General features: G+C 38.3%; 17 protein-coding genes and 1 other annotated feature. Of the genes, 7 read left to right on the forward strand and 10 right to left on the reverse strand.

Going from position 1 to position 19,729, the window contains the following annotated elements:
• Positions 1 to 50: 50 nt before the first annotated feature.
• Positions 51 to 1,262 carry a tRNA uracil 4-sulfurtransferase ThiI gene (gene thiI / locus AC1D0Y_RS05170; RefSeq protein ID WP_014458016.1) on the reverse strand — a complete coding sequence of 404 codons (1,212 nt, stop codon included), beginning with the start codon at positions 1,260 to 1,262 and terminating at the stop codon, positions 51 to 53.
• A 6-nt stretch (positions 1,263 to 1,268) separates the two neighbouring features.
• Positions 1,269 to 2,411: a cysteine desulfurase family protein gene (locus AC1D0Y_RS05175; protein WP_253351905.1), complete on the reverse strand. Its 1,143-nt coding sequence runs from the start codon at positions 2,409 to 2,411 to the stop codon at positions 1,269 to 1,271.
• Positions 2,412 to 2,633: 222 nt separating this feature from the next.
• On the opposite strand from AC1D0Y_RS05175, the gene brnQ reads away from it, so the two are divergent.
• On the forward strand, positions 2,634 to 3,989 hold the full coding sequence (brnQ, locus tag AC1D0Y_RS05180) for a branched-chain amino acid transport system II carrier protein (RefSeq protein WP_028410508.1): 1,356 nt from the start codon (positions 2,634 to 2,636) through the stop codon (positions 3,987 to 3,989).
• Positions 3,990 to 4,019: 30 nt separating this feature from the next.
• Here brnQ and ezrA read toward each other — a convergent pair whose 3' ends face one another.
• On the reverse strand, positions 4,020 to 5,711 hold the full coding sequence (ezrA, locus tag AC1D0Y_RS05185) for a septation ring formation regulator EzrA (RefSeq protein WP_013059480.1): 1,692 nt from the start codon (positions 5,709 to 5,711) through the stop codon (positions 4,020 to 4,022).
• Between the two features lie 213 nt (positions 5,712 to 5,924).
• Here ezrA and hisJ point away from each other — a divergent pair, with 213 nt between their 5' ends.
• Positions 5,925 to 6,719 carry a histidinol-phosphatase HisJ gene (gene hisJ / locus AC1D0Y_RS05190; RefSeq protein WP_028410507.1) on the forward strand — a complete coding sequence of 265 codons (795 nt, stop codon included), beginning with the start codon at positions 5,925 to 5,927 and terminating at the stop codon, positions 6,717 to 6,719.
• On the opposite strand, the gene refZ is transcribed toward hisJ, so the two are convergent.
• On the reverse strand, positions 6,711 to 7,358 hold the full coding sequence (gene refZ / locus AC1D0Y_RS05195) for a forespore capture DNA-binding protein RefZ (RefSeq protein ID WP_013059482.1): 648 nt from the start codon (positions 7,356 to 7,358) through the stop codon (positions 6,711 to 6,713). The genes hisJ and refZ overlap by 9 nt on opposite strands.
• Positions 7,359 to 7,575: 217 nt before the next feature.
• Between refZ and AC1D0Y_RS05200 the strand changes: the two genes are divergently transcribed.
• Together AC1D0Y_RS05200 and rpsD are read left to right on the forward strand one after the other, a co-directional pair.
• Positions 7,576 to 8,055, forward strand: coding sequence for a GAF domain-containing protein (locus AC1D0Y_RS05200; protein ID WP_028410505.1), 480 nt, complete (start codon positions 7,576 to 7,578; stop codon positions 8,053 to 8,055).
• Between the two features lie 416 nt (positions 8,056 to 8,471).
• On the forward strand, positions 8,472 to 9,074 hold the full coding sequence (rpsD, locus tag AC1D0Y_RS05205) for a 30S ribosomal protein S4 (protein ID WP_013059485.1): 603 nt from the start codon (positions 8,472 to 8,474) through the stop codon (positions 9,072 to 9,074).
• A 74-nt stretch (positions 9,075 to 9,148) separates the two neighbouring features.
• Here rpsD and tyrS read toward each other — a convergent pair whose 3' ends face one another.
• A complete protein-coding gene (tyrS, locus tag AC1D0Y_RS05210; protein ID WP_028410504.1) occupies positions 9,149 to 10,408 on the reverse strand; it encodes a tyrosine--tRNA ligase in 1,260 nt (419 codons plus the stop codon).
• A gap of 75 nt (positions 10,409 to 10,483) precedes the next feature.
• Positions 10,484 to 10,694: a binding site (T-box leader), on the reverse strand.
• A gap of 139 nt (positions 10,695 to 10,833) precedes the next feature.
• Positions 10,834 to 12,549: an acetate--CoA ligase gene (gene acsA / locus AC1D0Y_RS05215; protein ID WP_102813603.1), complete on the reverse strand. Its 1,716-nt coding sequence runs from the start codon at positions 12,547 to 12,549 to the stop codon at positions 10,834 to 10,836.
• A gap of 284 nt (positions 12,550 to 12,833) precedes the next feature.
• On the opposite strand from acsA, the gene AC1D0Y_RS05220 reads away from it, so the two are divergent.
• From AC1D0Y_RS05220 to AC1D0Y_RS05230, 3 genes are read left to right on the forward strand one after another with little or no spacing between them, the layout of a single operon-like run.
• Entirely contained in the window at positions 12,834 to 13,466 is a 633-nt protein-coding gene (locus AC1D0Y_RS05220; protein ID WP_028410502.1) for a hypothetical protein, read from the forward strand.
• Positions 13,467 to 13,496: 30 nt separating this feature from the next.
• Positions 13,497 to 14,138, forward strand: a complete 642-nt coding sequence (locus AC1D0Y_RS05225; protein WP_028410501.1) for an acetoin utilization AcuB family protein — start codon at positions 13,497 to 13,499, stop codon at positions 14,136 to 14,138.
• On the forward strand, positions 14,138 to 15,301 hold the full coding sequence (locus AC1D0Y_RS05230; protein ID WP_028410500.1) for an acetoin utilization protein AcuC: 1,164 nt from the start codon (positions 14,138 to 14,140) through the stop codon (positions 15,299 to 15,301). The genes AC1D0Y_RS05225 and AC1D0Y_RS05230 overlap by 1 nt, the downstream gene beginning before the upstream one ends.
• Positions 15,302 to 15,329: 28 nt before the next feature.
• Here the strand turns inward: AC1D0Y_RS05230 and motS are convergent, their stop codons facing one another.
• From motS to AC1D0Y_RS05250, 4 genes are all read right to left on the reverse strand, one after another.
• On the reverse strand, positions 15,330 to 15,986 hold the full coding sequence (motS, locus tag AC1D0Y_RS05235) for a flagellar motor protein MotS (protein ID WP_098249344.1): 657 nt from the start codon (positions 15,984 to 15,986) through the stop codon (positions 15,330 to 15,332).
• Entirely contained in the window at positions 15,976 to 16,779 is an 804-nt protein-coding gene (gene motP, locus AC1D0Y_RS05240) for a flagellar motor protein MotP (RefSeq protein ID WP_028410498.1), read from the reverse strand. The genes motS and motP overlap by 11 nt, the downstream gene beginning before the upstream one ends.
• Positions 16,780 to 16,832: 53 nt before the next feature.
• Positions 16,833 to 17,831, reverse strand: coding sequence for a catabolite control protein A (ccpA, locus tag AC1D0Y_RS05245; RefSeq protein ID WP_025750682.1), 999 nt, complete (start codon positions 17,829 to 17,831; stop codon positions 16,833 to 16,835).
• Positions 17,832 to 18,389: 558 nt separating this feature from the next.
• Entirely contained in the window at positions 18,390 to 19,466 is a 1,077-nt protein-coding gene (locus AC1D0Y_RS05250; protein WP_028410497.1) for a bifunctional 3-deoxy-7-phosphoheptulonate synthase/chorismate mutase, read from the reverse strand.
• Positions 19,467 to 19,729 lie beyond the last annotated feature (263 nt).

Raw genomic sequence — 19,729 nt, forward strand, 5'->3', positions numbered from 1 at the left:
ACACATGGCATCATACATTATTTTTTTGGTAATTTTATGAAATTTAACTTTTAAAACAAATCTTCTACGCTGTCTGCGGTATTTGTAGCCGAAGAAGCTGTCATCTCAAGCGTTTCTACATTATTTACCGCTTCTTGAATTAATGTTTCAAAATCATAAAATTGTTCGTATCGATTTATTTTTTCACGCTTTGGCTTCGTTTTTGGTGAGCTTGGCGTAAAGATTGTACAGCAGTCTTCATACGGTCGATTCGAAATTTCATGTGTATCAATTTTGCGGGCAATTTCAACAATCTCTGTTTTGTCCATTGTTACAAGCGGACGCAAAATTGGCGTATTAGTCACTTCATTAATCGCATACATGCTCTCAACCGTTTGACTAGCTACTTGTCCTAAGCTGTCGCCAGTTACGATAGCTAATGATTCATTTTTTTCACGAATAAGGTCCGTAATTCGAAGCATCATACGACGTGTAGAGGTCATGGTATAATTCTCTGGAATTTGCTTTTGAATCGCTTGCTGTACAGCTGTAAACGGTACAATGTGAAGCTTTACTTTTTCGTGATAAGCCGTTAATTTTTGCGTTAAATCGATGACTTTTTGCTTAGAACGTTCACTTGTAAAAGGCGGACTGTAAAAATGAACCGCCTCTATTTCTAAACCGCGCTTCATAGCTAAGTATCCTGCAACCGGGCTGTCAATTCCTCCAGAAAGCATCAGCATCGCTTTTCCACTCGTACCAACTGGAAGACCTCCTGCTCCGCGATAATCAAAACATGTAATATACGTTGCTTCACTTCTCACTTCTACTCGTACATTTACGCTTGGTTCTTTTACGTTTACCTGTAGATGCTCTGTATTTCGTAGAATATGACTTCCTACTGCATAATTTAATTCGTTTGTATCAAGAGGAAATTGTTTATACGCTCTTCGAGTAGATACTTTGAATGTTTTTCCTTCTATATCAAATTCTTTCATTGCTTCTAACGCTGCTTCTTGAATCGCTTCAAGCTCATTTTCAACTTTTAATGCTAAACTAAAGCTTTGAATACCAAAGATTTGCTGAAGACGTTCGATGATAGGCTCGTGATTTTCACCGTTTAAGTGAATATACATGCGGTCTCTTGTGTATTTTACGTGAATATTTTGGAATGCACTAAGAGCCGTTACAATATTTTTTCTTAGCTGAGCAACAAATTTTTTTCTATTTTGTCCTTTGGTTGAGATTTCTCCGTACCGAATTAAAATATGGTTATATATCATAATCTTTTACCTCATTACTTTCTTTAGATCTTCAATTACTGTGAAAATAGCATTTACAATGGGCGTTACTTCATTATAATCATTTAATCCTGACAAGCTCAATCGAATGGACTGATCGGCTTCTTCGTAATTTTTACCGATAGCTAAAAGCGTTTTGCTTGGCTTTTTTCGCTTTGATGAGCAAGCAGATGTAGTGGATACAAACACTCCTTTTTCTTCAAGAGCGTGAACAAAAACCTCACCTTTAATACCTTGTGCTGTAAAATTTATAATATGAGGTGCCGAATGCTCATTCGGCGTATTCATCGTGATTCTTTCGTGAGCAGAAAGTTTGTCCATCAGTTCTGCTTTTATTTTCCGCATTTTTTGCTGATTTTGAGCAGCATGTTCAAGTGTTAAACGAAGTGCTTTAGCAAATGCTACGATTCCCGGCACATTTTCCGTGCCTGATCGATGCTGCATTTCCTGAGAGCCTCCGCTAAGCAACGAATGAAGCTGAACTCCATTTCGTTTATATAAAATTCCCGTCCCTTTTAAGCCGTGAATTTTGTGTCCTGATAATGTGCATAAATCAATTTTATGATCCGCTAAAGAAAGCGGAACTTTTCCAATCCCCTGCACATCATCGACATGAAAAAGCACCTTCGAATAGTTCGTCAGCATCTGTCCAATTTCTTCAATTGGCTGAATGGTGCCAATTTCATTATTTACATGCATAACAGATACTAAAATGGTTTCATCCGTAATAGCTGATTCAATAGCCGCTGGTGATACAAATCCACTGGAATCTACCGGAACATACGTAACGTTAAATCCTAGGGCTTCTAACTGCTTGAATGGTTCATGAACAGAATCATGTTCAATATTTGTCGTAATGATATGCTGACCTCGGCTTTTATATTGCATCGCTACGCCTTTAATAGCCAAATTATTCCCTTCCGTTCCTCCAGATGTAAAAATAATTTCATTTGACGTTACATGCAGCAATTCTGCTACTTGCTCACGCGAACGGCTCAACAAATTCTCCGCCTGTACGCCAAATTGATGGAGGGAGGATGGATTGCCATAATAAGTTGTAGCTACTTTAGTAAAAGATTGTATGACTTCATTATAGGGTTTTGTTGTAGCGCTATTATCTAAATAAATCAAGGATGCGCGCTCCCTTCTTCATTTTTTCGGAACAACGTATTATCATAACATACCTTGATACTTTTTTAAATTGAACGTTACTTATATTATTGATAAACTATTTAGATTTTTTCAAAAAAACCTATATATGATTTCATAAATATGATAGTATGTATCACGTACTTTTAGTTTTTAAAAAGTCAGAAAATTTAATTATCATCATAAGATACACTAGGAGGCATTATGAAAACCAAAGCACTTACTAATAAAGAAATATTTGCCATCGGCCTTATGCTGTTCGCTCTCTTTTTTGGAGCAGGAAATATGATTTTTCCTCCTTTACTCGGACAGCAAGCAGGAACACACACTTGGAGCTCCATCATTGGTTTTCTCATTACAGGTGTAGGACTTCCGCTTATGGGTATAATTGCTGTTTCTAAAAGTAACGGAAACTTTACCGAAGTAGCTAAAAAAGTTCACCCTATTTTCGGAATTTCATTTACTATATTGCTTTACTTAGCAATCGGTCCTTTTTTTGGTATACCAAGAACAGATACGGTAGCGTTTGAAATCGGCGTAACACCATTTTTATCAGAAAATGCGGCTGCAAGCAAGATTCCTTTACTTGTCTATACCGTTATTTTCTTTGGCCTAACACTTTATTTATCATTGAATCCAACTAAAATTGTTGATCGCATAGGAAAAATCCTAACTCCTTTGCTGCTGGCAGTATTAGCTCTTTTAGCTATCAAAAGTTTAATGACCCCTATGGGTTCTTTTCAAGAACCTCACGCCAAATATATAGCCTCTCCATTTACGGGTGGCTTTATTGATGGATATTTGACAATGGATACAATCGCAGCTCTCGTATTTGGCATCGTTGTTATCAACAGTATTAAGGAAAAAGGCGTCACAGACGAACGAACACTTGCTTCGATATGTATAAAAGCCGGATTGATTGCTGCTGCTGGGTTAGCTCTCGTTTATCTCTCTCTCGCTTACATCGGTGCTTCAAGCGTAGAAGCAATTGGTATGAAAGAAAATGGAGGAGCTATTTTAACAGCTGTAGCTACAACATTATTCGGTTCGTTTGGAACCATTATTTTAGGACTTGCTATTACATTTGCTTGTTTAACGACAGCCATCGGATTAACTTCTGCTTGCGCACGATTTTTCACGCAGCTGGTGCCGAGCATGTCATATAAAACATTTGTTGTCATTTTAATGCTGTTTAGTGCTGTTATTTCAAATGTAGGGCTTACTCAATTAATTTCTATTTCCATACCTATTTTGACCTTTGTATACCCTATTGCCATTACGCTAATTGCTTTATCGTTAATTGAAAGAGCCATTTCGTTTGGTCGAGAAGTATATGTGACAGCCGTAATCATTAGCTCGATTCTTAGCATTTTTGATGGGTTAAAAGCAGCAGGAATTATCCTAACAGGCATAGACGACTTTTTCAAAAACTATTTGCCGCTTTATAACCAAGGCCTTGGATGGCTCATTCCAACAGTCATTGCCGCCTTCATAGGCTATATTATTAGTATTGCAAGAGGTACACATCACACAGATCGTATACAAAGAAAAGCGTCATAAAAAAGCTCGTGTCCTTTGGACACGAGCTTTTTAACTCTGTGAAGATACAATACGCTGTATACGATCCAGCGCACCAGGATCTACTTGCTCAATAGCTGCAGATGCCTGTTTTAATGCTTCTTTGTATTCGTAATGACGAAATGCTTCTTCTGCTTCTTCTAAAGACTGTGCAATCGAATGATGAGTACTTCTATAACGGTTACCATATTGAATCACTCTTTCAACGAGTCGCGCTTCTTCTAACATTGCCTCTGTTTCATCAAATGTATCCTGAACAAAACCAACAGCATCTTCAAGTAAAGATTGAACAGCTTGAATATTAAGCGGTTTTTCTTTCAGCTTAGCGGTTACTTCATTTAAGATATGAACCGTTTTTTCAAGCTGCACTTTATATTCTTCAGGAACACCAGGAAGGTTGCTTTTTTGAATAAGGCGTCGTGCTTCAATCAACTGAGATTTCAGTTCTTCTATTTTGTCCTTAGCTGAGAGCTCATCTTTGCGAAGAGCTTGTAGCATATCGCTATAGGATTCCTGAGATTCTTTTAATTGGTTAAGCTGTTTGGAAACGTCTTCGAGTTCTTCTTGGATTACACTGTAGGCTAAATTGTGCTCCGCCACCTTGTCCGAAATATTATAGTACAAGTTAGTCAATCGTTTTAGTTCGCGGTCCATTTTATAATATACGTCTAAATCGCGCTCTTTAAAATGATAGCTTTGCTGTACAAATAGCGTTTCTTCACGAAGTTCACGGTTTCGTTCTTGAAGCATACGAAGGAAGTTAGATACCGTATGAGATTCACGGTTCATTTTATGATAGGAGAAAACCTCATGCTCAAGTGAGTCATATAATTGCTCTAAGCGTTCATTCACATCATCTAGTTTTGTAATCGCTTCTTCCACATATAATTCTTCAATATCTGCAATAATTTCAGCAGTTTCTTGTTTTAAAAGCTCTACCGTTTCTTCTACTTGCAGATGATCTAACACATATCCCTGCTCACTCATTTCGCGAAACCCGTCAAGCAGTTCATTGAACTGAACAGGAAGAGTGGTCTGACACTCAACTAACACTTTAGGAATTTGTTCTAAATACGAATCAATAGCTGTTAAATCAGTTTTTAATTGAAGAACAATCTCACGTGCTTGAAGATAGTTTCCGTTAATCGTCTCTTCTTCGTATTTTTTAAACTGCTCTTTAGATGTATTAATTGCGTATTCTAACGTTTTTTCAGCATTTCCATAGGAATACCGATGTGCGAGCAATTTTTTCTTCACATGGCGGTGAAGCTGATTTAATTCCTCAATATCATATCGATTATCTTGTTCGCTACCAATTAAATTTTGAAGTTCAGTAAGTATGTTTTCAATATCTATCTTGGTTTGTTCTAAGGCTTGATCAATATGTATAGACAACTGCTTCGCTTTTTTAAATCGGTATTTATCTGCTGCTTCTTCCGTTTCAAACAGTTCTTTATCAATTTTCGGGAGATTAGTTGATATAATTTCATCCCACTGCTCACGCCAACGTTCAAATAGCTCTTCAGTTTGACCTGTCATGTTCAATTCTTTTACTTTTGAAATTTCCTCTGCAACTGGCGTATTTGCTAATTCGACTTTGATCGTTTCCAGGCGATCAATTTCTTGATAAATCTTTTTACGTGAAAACATTCCGTACACAACTAATCCGATAATAAGTATGATTAGTGCTATAATGAATTCCATACTAAGCCCCCTTACAGTGCGTTCTACATGACAAGTTTCTTATTTATAAAAAGGGTGAATTTAATCCTTTAAATTTTTTTGCGTCAATGTTTTTATGATACCATGTAAAGTCCAACTTTTGAGCAAAAAATTAAATTTTTTTATACAAAATATTGGCATGGAGTTACTTTGTGTCGTTACAATGGAAAAAGAAGAAAAAAGGAGGCATTTTTTATGAAAGTTGACAAACATATTCATACTCCATTTTGCCCACACGGTTCACCTGATTCATTGCACCAATATGTTGAACAGGCGATTTCCCTGAACTTTGACGAGATTTCGTTTACAGAGCATGCTCCATTACCAAAAAGCTTCAGTGATCCGACACCTGATCGCGACAGCGGAATGGATCCTGACAAACTTGATCGCTACATTCAAAACGTACAGCAAGTTAAAAAAGAATTTGAGCGCGATATTCGCATTAATATCGGATTGGAAGTTGATTTTATTGAAGGATTTGAACACGAAACAACAGATTTCTTAAACGAGTATGGTCCTTATCTCGATGACAGCATCCTTTCTGTCCACTTCTTAAAGCATGAAGAAGGATATGACTGCCTAGATTTTAGCTCTGACGTATTTGCACATATTGTACAGAAATTTGGCAGCGTAAGCAAAGTATATGATAAGTATTACAACACGGTATTACGCTCTGTACAGGCCAATTTAGGCGTTTATAAGCCTAAGCGCATTGGGCATATGACACTCGTACATAAATTTCAAACTCAATTTCCATATGAAGACACGCTTTCCCCTATTATTTTATCAATACTCGATGAAATAAAAATGAAAGATCTGGCTTTGGACTATAATGGTGCAGGGTTGTTTAAGCCTTTGTGCAAGGAAGCGTATCCAGCTCCCTTTGTCGTAAAAGCAGCCCAACAGAAAAAAATCCCTCTCGTATATGGGTCAGACGCCCACTGTGCGAAGGATTTAGGCCAAGGCTATGGAGAGCTCCATTTAGGATAATTGAACGCGCAGTTTGTTTGTCCGTTCATATGGCAAACATACCGTTGTGTGCACCCATTGCTCAAGCTCAATCGCATATTGCTGAACAAAATACGGTTCGTGGGGCAATATATGAAGAACTTCACTTAGGTACTGAGGATGAAGATAAGGCATAGATAGCATTCCCTTAAGCTCAATGATTGTAAAGGAAACGTGCAGCTTTCGAAACTCCTTTTCTTTCATCCCTCTTTCAAGGATTGTTTTTAAGTAGTATTTTTCCTTAGTTAAATACGTAGTCATAACTTCTCGAATTAAAATCGTGTCAAGAGAGATTTCTCTATATACAAGCCGGGCAATATGCCTGTTTTCGTGCTGGTAATGTAAGATAGCTCGAATCATCACGATCATACTTTCTGTTGAAGACAGCTTTTTCATTTCTTGGAATGCTTGCTCCAGTACCCCAATATAACCTTCAAAATAAGAAATCACTAAACTTTCAAGCAATCCTTCTTTGCTATGAAAATAATATGAAATATTCGCTACGTTCACTTTCGCTTTCCCTGCAATCTCGCGCACCGACGTACCATCAAAACCTTTTACGTTAAAAAGAGAAACAGCCGCATCAATAATTTTCTCTTTCGTTTTTGACTGTACAGCCATCTATCTACACCTCATTTCGATTTATTTTTACAAAACACATATGATTGCAAAATTGTGTAGAAATCGTTACAGTATTTAAAAAGGATTTTAGTAGCCTCTCTACATAATTCGTGATAGGCTTTTTAGTTCCTGTAATCTTTTATCGACAAAGTAGCGTTAAAACTGACGTTTCCTGATAAAAATTCATTAAATCTTATGTTGAATGGAGGAGAATACATTGTTTAATGTCGAAAACTACAGCGGCTCAAAACAAAAGGATTATGAATTAGTAATTAAGCAATTACGCGCCTTATTAGAAGGAGAAAGCAATACAATTGCTAATCTAGCAAATGCTTCAGCTTTACTAAATCAATTTTTAAATGAAGTAAACTGGGTAGGTTTTTATTTAATGGAAGACGACGAGTTAGTACTCGGTCCTTTCCAGGGGCTGCCGGCTTGTGTTCGCATTCCACTTGGAAAAGGCGTATGCGGTACAGCAGCTCAAAATCAAAGAACAGAGCGAATCGAAGATGTTCATGCATTCCCTGGCCACATTGCATGTGATGCTGCTTCTCAATCTGAAATCGTTGTGCCAATGGTAAAAGACGGTAAACTTTTAGGTGTTCTTGATATTGACAGTCCAATCAAGAAACGCTTTGATGAAATCGATCAACAGTATCTTGAAGAATTCGTCAAAGAACTCACTTCTTTTCTTTGAATATGAATAAGCAAAAAAACCGCTGCATATCAGCGGTTTTTGCTTATTAAACAAACGTTTGATTAGCCCATCACCACCGTTTTCTTATGTTCTTTCTTCTCCTTGCATCCTTCAAAAGAATATATCCTTTCTTTTACATTCTTTTAATCTTCAATCTTCCTTGACTTTATACGAGGAAACACCTATAATACTCGTTGTGTGAAATATTGCAGCTTATACAATCTTCTTTATGTTTTTTCATTTTGTTCCTCATTAAAAGATTGTTTTACAGAAGTAGCAATTCTTTTAACAAGATGGTGTATCGTGTAACTCTCTGCTGCTAGAGCGATGGTACATGAAAACAAAATGAGCATATCGCTAGAATGTGTCTGTTTTTGTTTTGCATAAAATAAAAACACAAACAAGGAGGAGTCATCATGGCTCGTTATACAGGTCCAAGTTGGAAAATCTCTCGTCGCTTAGGTCTTTCTCTAAGTGGTACAGGTAAAGAATTAGAAAAACGCCCTTACGCTCCAGGTCCACACGGCCCAGGTCAACGTAAGAAAATTTCTGAGTACGGTTTACAATTACAAGAAAAGCAAAAATTACGCCACATGTATGGTGTAACTGAGCGTCAATTCCGTAACTTATTCGTTGCTGCTGGTAAATTAACTGGTAAGCACGGTGAGAACTTCATGATTCTTTTAGAAGCTCGTCTTGATAACTTAGTATACCGTATGGGTCTTGCACGCACTCGTCGTCAAGCTCGTCAATTAGTTAACCACGGTCACGTTTTAGTTGACGGTAAACGCGTTGACATCCCATCTTACCGTGTACAACCTGGTCAAGTGATCGGTGTTCGCGAAAAATCTCGCAACCTTTCAATCGTGAAAGAAGCGCTTGAAGTTAACAACTTCGTACCAGACTACTTAACAGTAGACGCTGAGAAATTAGAAGGTACATTCACTCGCTTACCAGAGCGTTCTGAATTATCTGCTGAAATCAACGAAGCACTAATCGTAGAGTTCTACTCTCGTTAATAGTAAAAAGCCGTTCCTTATGGAGCGGCTTTTTTACTGTCTATATATAGAAAAAAAGGCCTTTCGGCCTTTTTTTATGCGTATTGAATAAGCGTATATTTTTTCTTGCCTCGACGAATCACTGTGAATTGACCTTCAATACGGTCTTCTGCACCTACTGTTTTTTGTAAATCTTGCTCGCGCTCACCATTTAAGTAAATCGCACCGTTTGAAATATCTTCACGTGCTTGACGTTTAGAAGGAGAAATTTTACTTTCTACAAGTAAATCAATTAAACCAATATCTTCACCTGTATGCGTGTAAGAAGGAACATCCTTGAATCCTTGCTTAATTTCTTCTGCTGTTAACTCTGAAATACTTCCGCTAAATAAAGCTTGCGAAATACGAATTGCTTGCTCAAGAGCTTCTTCACCGTGTACAAGCGTAGTCATCGCTGCCCCTAGTGCTTTTTGTGCTTCGCGTTTTTCAGGAGCTTCTTTTGCAGAAGCTGCTAATTCATTAATTTCTTCGTGTGATAAGAATGTAAAGTATTTTAAATATTTTATAACATCACGATCATCTGTATTAATCCAGAATTGGTAGAATTCATACGGACTTGTTTTTTCAGCGTCTAACCAAATTGCTCCGCCTTCTGTTTTACCGAACTTCGTTCCGTCAGCTTTTGTTACAAGCGGAACTGTTAATCCAAATGCTTTTGCATCTTCTTCTGATTTACGAATTAATTCTAAGCCAGCCGTAATATTTCCCCATTGGTCGCTGCCGCCAATTTGAAGCTTACAGTTATATGTTTGGTATAAATTCAAGAAATCGTATGACTGTAAAATCATGTAGCTAAATTCCGTAAATGAAATGCCTGATTCGATACGAGATTGAACAGAATCCTTTGCCATCATATAGTTAATACCAAAGTTTTTACCGATATCTCGTAGGAATGTAATAACATCTAATGAGCCAATCCAGTCATAGTTATTTGCAATAACTGCTGCATTTTCACCTTCTTCGAAATCTAAGAAGCGTGAAAGCTGACCTTTAATACGCTCACTAAACATGGCAACCGTTTCTTTTTCATTTAACGTACGCTCTGCTTTTTTACCGCTTGGATCTCCAATAAGACCCGTACCTCCACCAACTAATGCAATTGGTTGATGTCCAGCTTGTTGAAAGCGACGTAAAATTAAAACAGGAAGCATGTGGCCGATGTGAAGGCTGTCGGCTGTCGGATCGAATCCACAGTACAAACGAACAGACTCTTTACTCAAAAGTTCACTTAAACCTTTTTCATCCGTTTGTTGGTTAATGAGCCCTCGAAACTCAAGATCTTGTAAAATATCCATGTTATATATTCTCTCCTTTATCTAATTGCTCGTTACAAGTTGTTGAACAACATAAAAAACGCCCCTTCTTAAAAAAGAAGGGACGAAAATATCGCGGTACCACCCTATTTGGAAATAAATTATTTCCCACTTAAATGATGTAACGGTCTACCCGTCTTTTGCTACTGTAAGTTCACAAAAGATGCTCAAGGACGTATTTCATATTTGTCTATGTACTGATTTTCAGCAACCATCAGCTCTCTTAAACAGGGAGACAAGTATTACTTCTTCCTATCACTGCAGTTTATTTTATTTAAAAGTTTACACCCCACAATTATGAATGATTTCATTTTAAAATTCAAGTCCAAAAAAAAGTTCAAACAGCTGGCTGTTTGAACTTTATAGAAATCACTTATTTTCCCTACAAAGATTGAAACATTTACTCCTTAGTCTTCCATCGTTGACAAATCGCCCGTTGGCAAATCTAATTCCCAAGCTTTTAAAACGCGACGCATAATTTTACCGCTTCGTGTTTTAGGTAGCTTATCTTTAAACTCGATTTCACGCGGGGCTGCATGAGCAGCTAACCCTTTTTTCACAAATTGACGAATATCTTCAATCAGTTCATCTGAAGATTCATACCCATCTCTAAGTGCGATAAATGCTTTAATAATTTCCCCACGCACAGGGTCAGGCTTACCAATAACACCCGCTTCTGCTACAGCAGGGTGTTCAACAAGCTTACTTTCTACTTCAAATGGCCCCACGCGTTCTCCTGCCGTCATAATAACATCATCGATTCGGCCTTGGAACCAAAAATAACCGTCTTCATCCATATACGCCGAATCACCTGATACGTACCAATCACCTGGCATAAAATATGACTCATACTTTTCTTTGTTGTTCCAAATCGCATGCATCATAGATGGCCAGCCTTTTTTAATTGCTAAGTTACCCATTCGATAAGGTGGAAGCTCTTGTCCTTGATCGTCAACGATTGCTGCTTGTACACCTGGAATTGGTTTCCCCATAGACCCTGGCTTAATTTTCATAGACGGATAATTACAAATCGTCTGACCGCCAGTTTCAGTCATCCACCACGTATCATGAATACGTTTTTGGAACACCTTCATTCCCCAGCGTACCACTTCAGGATTTAACGGTTCTCCCACACTTAATACATGTCTGAGATTACTTAAATCATAGCGTTTAACTAAGTCATCACCAGCACCCATTAGCATACGAAAAGCTGTAGGTGCACTGTACCAAACCGTTACGCCAAAATCTTCAAGTGCTTGATACCATGCATCTGGACTAAATCGTCCTCCCACAATCACATTGGTTGCTCCAGCAAGCCAAGGACCAAAAATCCCATAGGAAGTCCCCGTTACCCAACCGGGATCTGCTGTACACCAATACACATCGTCATCTTTTAAGTCGAGCACCCACTTAGCGGTTTGATAATGCTGAAGCATTGCATTATGAACGTGAAGCACCCCTTTTGGTTTGCCAGTTGAACCTGATGTATAATGAAGCAGCATACCATCTGTTCTATCTACCCACTCAATTTCCACCTCTTTATTCGCCGCTTCTAATCGCTTCAGAAAATCTAGTTGAATGCCTTCTTCTCCTACATTTTCCCCTACCAGGAGAATGTGTTTCAAAGCTGGCAAATCTTTCACCGGAACGCGGCTCAGCAATTCAGGCGTCGTAATTAACACTTTTGCATCACTGTCTTGCAAACGATCTTTTACTGCACCTTCCATGAACGCTTCAAATAAAGGCCCCACAATAGCGCCAAGCTTCACCGCGCCTAACAATGCAAAATAAAGTTCCGGAGAGCGAGGCATAAAGATAAACACGCGATCTCCCTTCTCTACGTCTGCTTGTTTTAGCACGTTCGCGGCTTTGTTTGACCATTCTTTCATTTCTTTGAATGTATATTTTTCATTGCGCTGTGCATCTCGATAGTAAAGCGCAACTTTATTTTTACGCGTAGAGTTTGCGTGCTTATCAATTGCTTCATAAGCTGCATTTAATTTACCTGTTTCATGCCATGAAAATTCCTTCTCCACTTGTGACCAGTCAAAGGTTTGATACGTTTTATCATAGTCCTGTAAGTTGTATACCCCTTCAATTACAGGAAGCGCTTCCACCTTCATCACAAACTCCCCCTTATGTATAAAATTTACAAACCTATTATATAACAAAAATAGACTTTTCACAATTTTATAAAAATTATTTGTCGGAATTGGGATAATAGTCTCCCTTGTTATATGACAACCTTTGTTATAGAAGTGTCGAATTAACAAGAATCTCTTTTAATTTCCTATTCTATGTTTTTTAAAAAACTCCTTTTCTTTTATTTAATTTTTTGAAAACGCTTTAATATAGAGTTTTTTTTGTATTATAATACAGATAAGACTGCTTGAAGGTGGTGATTCATGTGAAACATTCCCAAACATACAATATGAAAGAACTAAAAACAGCTGTTGGAGCAATTGTTATTGAAGGACCTGTCTCCTCCAAGACCTTGCAACAACTTGATTTTCATGAGCAACTAACGGCCTTTCGTCCACCTGAACAGCAAAAAGAAGCATTGATCGAGATTGCCAACTTGCCTGAAGGTAGAATCATTATTGCTCGCCATCATCATACAATCATTGGTTATGTAACCTTTTTATATCCCGATCCTCTAGAACGATGGTCGGAAGGAAATATGGAGAATTTAATCGAATTAGGAGCTATAGAGGTAGCCGCTCCATTTCGCAGCTACGCTGTTGGTAAAAACCTGCTTATCGTATCTATGATGGATGATGCAATGGAAGATTATATTGTCATTACGACAGAATACTATTGGCATTGGGATTTAAAAGGAACAGGGCTAAATGTGTGGGACTACCGCAAAATTATGGAAAAAATGATGAATAAAGGCGGACTGACGTGGTTTGCCACAGATGATCCGGAGATTAGCTCCCACCCTGCTAATTGTTTGATGGTAAGAATCGGGAGCAGAGTACCTCAAAAAAGCATACAAGAATTTGATAGCCTGCGCTTTCGAAATCGCTTTATGTATTAAGCTGACCTTTAAGAAAAGGAGCTGTGTCTGATGATTGTTGAAGAGATGATGAAAACTGATCTCGTTACCTTAACCCCCGACCATACGATTGCTGAAGCTATGAAACTTTTAGATACACATAAGATTAGACATATCCCTATCGTTAATGACCTTCATCACGTAGTTGGCATCATTTCTGATCGAGACGTAAGAGATGCAAGTCCATCTATTTTAGATAATACTTATACATCTGCTCTTCTATCTGAACCCGTGCGGATGATTATGCAAACAGAAGTCATTACAGCTCACCCTCTTGATTTTGTTGAAGAAATTGCAAGTATTTTTTATGAACATCAAATCGGTTGTATTCCCGTCACCAAAAACAAGCGGTTAGTAGGCGTTGTTACCGAAAGAGATCTATTACATACGTTTATTCAGCTTACCGGCACTAATAAGCCAGGTTCACAAATTGAAATAAAAGTAGAAAATAAGGCTGGTGTTCTCGCTGAAGTTACGTCTCTCTTTGCTTCAACGAGAACAAACATCTTAAGCGTACTTGTCTACCCTGATGTAGATGAACGATATAAAATCCTTGTGCTTCGCATTCAAGCTATTAATCCATTGATTAGTATAAATACATTAAAAGAAAACGGCTATGAGGTGTTGTGGCCTAAATTACCGGAGATGACGTAATGACTAGTAATGCTGTATTTATTTATTCAGATGATATTCTTTCGTACAAATTCAGCAATAATCATCCGTTTAACCAGCTTCGTGTTCAACTAACATATGAACTGTTACGGGAATTTGGCGCTTTAGGCAATCAAGATATTGTATTACCGCGGATGGCATCTGATGAAGAACTTCAGCTTGTCCATGATACTAGCTATATTCAAGCGGTAAAATTAGCAGGAAGCGGCGAGCTTTCTATTGAAAAAGCAGCAGATTTTGGTCTTGGAACAGAAGATACACCTATGTTTCCAAACATGCATGAAGCCAGTGCTTTTTTAGTTGGGGGTACGCTTACTGCTGTAGATTATGTGATGACTGGAAAAGCTAAGCATGCTCTAAATTTAGGAGGAGGATTGCACCACGGCTTTCGAGGAAAAGCTTCCGGCTTCTGTATTTATAACGATAGCGCGGTAGCCATCAAATATATGCAGCAAAAGTACAACGCGCGTGTTCTCTATGTCGATACAGATGCTCACCATGGTGACGGTGTGCAATGGACATTTTATGACGACCCTTCCGTTTGTACTCTTTCCATTCATGAAACGGGACGCTACTTGTTTCCAGGCACGGGAAACGTTAACGAACGCGGGCACAGTGAAGGCTATGGTTATTCATTTAATGTGCCTGTTGATGCTTATACGGAAGATGAGTCTTGGCTCGACGTTTATAAGACCTCTTTAAAAGAAGTAGCTGCTTTTTTTAAACCAGATGTTATCTTGACACAAAATGGAGCCGATTCTCATTATTACGATCCGCTCACTCATTTATGCGGCACCACGAAAATATACCGTGAGATTCCTAAAATTGCTCATGAAATTGCCCATGAATACTGTCAGGGAAGATGGATTGCGGTTGGCGGAGGAGGTTATGATATTTGGCGGGTTGTTCCTCGGGCTTGGTCATTCATTTGGCTTGAAATGATTGAACGAAAGGCAGAAGGCATGCTTCCTCTGTCATGGCTTGAAAAATGGACAAAAATATCGCCTCACCCCGTTTGCACGCAGTGGGATGATGAACCTAATATCTATCAGCCAATTCCAAGAAAACCCGAAATAACAGAAAAAAACGCTCAAACTCTTGAGCGCGCTCTTTATCCTATTCGTTCTCATACATCTCATTCTTAAAAAAGGCTATACAAGCGTATGGCCTTTTTCACTGTGCTTCGGGATCTGAAATAATAATTTCGACGCGTCTATTTTTTTGTAGATTTCCATTAGACGTGTTCGGAACAAGCGGCTTCGTATCTCCGTATCCAAGTGCTTCAAAGCGGTTAGCAGAAAGAGAAAAATGGTTCGTTAAATAACGTATGACGCCGCTAGCACGCGCTGCCGATAGTTCCCAATTAGATGGATAGCGATAGGTGTGAATGGGTCGATTGTCGGTATGACCTTCTACTTTAATATCATTTGGAATAGTACTGAATAACCTTCCTAATTCATCCAGAAAAGGGGTGCCTTTTTTCAAAATGTCCGCTTGTCCTGTCTCAAACAGCACCTGTTCTTGTAAAATAAGCACAACTCCGCGTTCATCTCGCTTAGCGGTAATGACATTCTGAAGCTTATTTTCCTTCAGGTAATCCTGCACTTTTGCTAAAATGTTATCCAGCTTTTGAGACTGCTGGCTCTTTTCTACAGAAGCTAATGAGCCACCGTTTGTAAGCGAATTGACAACGGTCTGAAACTTTTGATTATCAACGCTAGACATTGAAAATAGTAAAATAAAAAAAACTAATATTAACGTCACCAAATCAGCAAATGTTACCATCCATTTTGGCGACTGTGCCGAATACCTTTTTCTTCTACGCTTCACGAACGTGTTCTCTCTTTTCTTCCAGCTTTCGTTTTTCAACAGGGGCAAATACTTTTAGCTTTGCTTGCACAAAGCGAGAATTTTGACCCGCCTGCAAGCCGATAACACCTTCAATAATTACTTCTTTAACAAAAAGCTCATGTTCCGTTTTACCAGCTAATTTAGCTGCGATTGGCTGAAAAAACAAGTTTGAAAGCAGCGCCCCGTAGAAAGTCGTTAAAAGAGCAATTGCCATGTTAGGCCCAAGTGATGAAGGAGTGTTAAGGCTTTTAAGCATTAGCACTAGCCCAACGAGCGTCCCAATCATTCCCCAAGCGGGGGCATAATCGCCTGCTTTTTCAAACATACTTCGACCTCTCGCATGTCTTTCTTCCACTGCAGCTACTTCAGCTTCAAGCAGCTCTCGAATCATTTCCGGTTCTACTCCATCAATGGCTAGCAAAATACCTTTTTTCACAAATGAATCATCGATTTGTTCAAGCTCTGCTTCTAACGATAGAAGTCCTTCTCGACGCGCTTTTTCCGATAAATGTACAAATGTTCCTACAATTTCTTCTACGTTTATTTCTTTAGATTGAAACGCTTGTTTCCCTACTCTTCCCATATTTTTTAATTGTTTTAAAGGAAAGCTCACGCAAAGCGTACCAAAAACGCCTCCCAGTACAATTAAAATCGATGGTACATCAATAAAAGCTAAAAAACCGCTCATTCCTCCACTTGAAATAACCCCAAACACAACCATAGAGATACCAATTAGTATCCCTATAGGTGTGAGCATATCAACTTTTTTCATATTCTATCTCCCCGTGTCTGAACTTTGGATTCGTTCTTATTCATTCACAGGTATTATTTTGTTGATTGTCTGAACTCGATGCGGTGAGGAAGCTGTACAATGCTGCTGTCTACCGTTTCTTTGTTCATGTATTTCGTTAAGAGACGCATCGCTACTGCACCAATATCATACATTGGCTGTACAACAGATGTTAACTGAGGACGAACCATTGTTGAAAGTCTTGTGTTATCAAAACCGATAACTTCTAGATCGTTTGGTACATTCAACCCGCGATCTTGTGCCCCGTGAATAACGCCTAATGCCATTTCATCCGTTCCAACGAAAATAGCAGTTGGCTTTTCAGCTTCTTCTAATAGTTTTTCAACCGCTTCAATACCTGAATCGTACGTGTAGTCTCCTTCTACAATATAAGAATCACGTACAGGCAATCCGCTTTCAGTAAGAGCACGCTTGTACCCTTTTACTTTTTTCGCATGATTGATTGGTTCTTCTAGCGTACCTGAAACGAATGCAATATTTTTATGACCGCTGTCAATTAGTGATTGCACTGCATCAAAAGCTGCTTGTTCATAGTCAATAGTTACAGATGGGATTTGGTTAGTTGATTCGATTGATGCTGCAAGTACAACTGGAACCGGTGATTTTTTTAGCTCTTCTACGTGTTCTTCCGTTACGTTCCCACTCATGAAGATGATTCCGTCTACTTGTTTGCCAAGCATGTTATTTAAAAGGTGAAGTTCTTTATCTTGATTTTGGTCGGAGTTACTTAAGATGATATTATATTTGTACATCGTTGCAATATCTTCGATTCCACGCGCTAATTCTGCATAGAAAATATTTGAGATATCAGGAATGATAACTCCTACTGTCGTTGTTTTTTTACTTGCTAATCCACGCGCTACTGCGTTCGGACGATAGCCTAGTCTTTCAATTGTTTCTAATACTTTTTTTCTAGTTGATGGTTTTACATTTGGATTTCCGTTTACCACACGAGAAACCGTTGCCATCGACACGCTTGCTTCCCTTGCTACATCATAAATTGTTACGTTCACAACAAACACTCCTTATCGAAAAACATTTCGTTTATTTTATCCTTATTTCATTTCTTGTATTTACGTATATAAATCCATCTTCCTTTATAGAATGGCTATTTCTAGCTCCTTCACTCTTACATACAGCCTAGATACCCTGTATGCATCTAAATCATTCCTGTTATGCCCTTATTATTACGTGGCAAAGACAATTTTACCAGTTTATATGTAACAATGTAAAAGACGGTGTATATTAAGTAAATAAAAAAAGTGAATCGCGAATTTATATCATATGCACTCACAGAATGATAGCGAATATCTGTAACTACTATACGATACTATGTGCTTCATCGCAACGTATTTACCGCCTTTTTCCGACAAGTTTCACGAGAATTTCATAAATTTTTGTTTTTTGGATTTGCACTTATTCTTTCCTATTTTGACAAAAGTTATCGACTGTTTTCAAAATACGGGATAATTTCGCTTATCTTTATTATAACGAAAGGCAAACAAGCTTGAAACCATTAAGTGCTTCAAACTTGTCATAAAAGTATACGAATTTTTCATTTTTACGTTTTTTTATAAATTTAAGTTACATATAGGTTTTAGCTGCTTCATAAATTCTGTAAATTGCGGGATATCCATTTGCTGAGCTGAGTCTGAAAGTGCTACCGCAGGATCTGGATGAACCTCCGCCATAATTCCATCTGCTCCAATGGCAAGAGCCGCTTTAGCCGTTGGAACAAGTAAATCTCGTCTTCCCGTTGAATGCGTGACGTCGACTAAAACAGGTAAATGAGTTTCTTGTTTTAAAATGGGAACAGCTGAAATATCCAACGTATTTCGCGTTGCTCGCTCATACGTACGAATTCCTCGTTCACACAAAATCAGCTGATCATTTCCTTTTGAAACAATGTATTCAGCAGCATTAATAAACTCATCAATCGTAGCGGCTAAGCCTCGCTTTAATAAGACAGGCTTCTTCACCGCACCCGCTTCTTTTAACAGCTCAAAATTTTGCATATTACGAGCACCAATTTGAATCACATCTACGTATTCTACAGCTGTTTCAATATCAGCGGGGTCGACAATTTCACTAATAACAGCTAAATCGTATTCGTCAGCTACTCTTTTTAAAATTTGCAGTCCTTCTAAGCCAAGGCCTTGAAAATCATAAGGAGATGTTCTTGGCTTGTAAGCTCCGCCTCTAAGCATCCGCACGCCCTGCTGCTTCACCACTTTTGCTACGGCTGCTACTTGCTCATAGCTTTCAACGGAACAAGGTCCTGCTACAAAACGCTGAAGTCCGTCACCAATTGTTTCTCCTTTTACCGTAACAATTGTATTTTCCGCCTTCTTTTTACGGGATACAAGAAGTGCTTTACGATGATCATCTTCTTGAAGCTCTAAATGAGCTTTGAAAATCTCTTTGAAAATATGTTGAAGCGTAGACGTTTGAAACGGTCCTTCATTTTTGCTTAAAATCGCATCAAGCATTGCTCGTTCACGAACGGGATCAAACCGTTTGGTTGACTGCATTCCTTTTAACTTTCCTATTTCTTGAACAAGCTCGCCTCGCTCATTAATAAGCTTTAACAATTTCATATTTACTTCGTCAATTTGAGATCGCAAACGCTGAAGATCTGAATTCGTCATGTACGTCCACCCTTTCACTGATTTTAAAAAATCCGTTTAGCAGGGTTACTACATAAGATGATAGATGATGGAGGATATATGTAAGGGGCTTCTCTGCTTTTATGTGCTAAACTACATCTATTGTACGAAAAAGCGGATGAAACCGCAATCAGCTTATAAAAAAAAGAGGTTGAGTCATAGCTAAATCGCTCCAATCTAAAGGCGAACAAATGGGATAAACAATCTATTATGGATTGCTTGTCATACAGTAAACCTACGTTCAC

The sequence above is a fragment of the Priestia sp. P1_B12_1 genome (assembly GCF_056406695.1).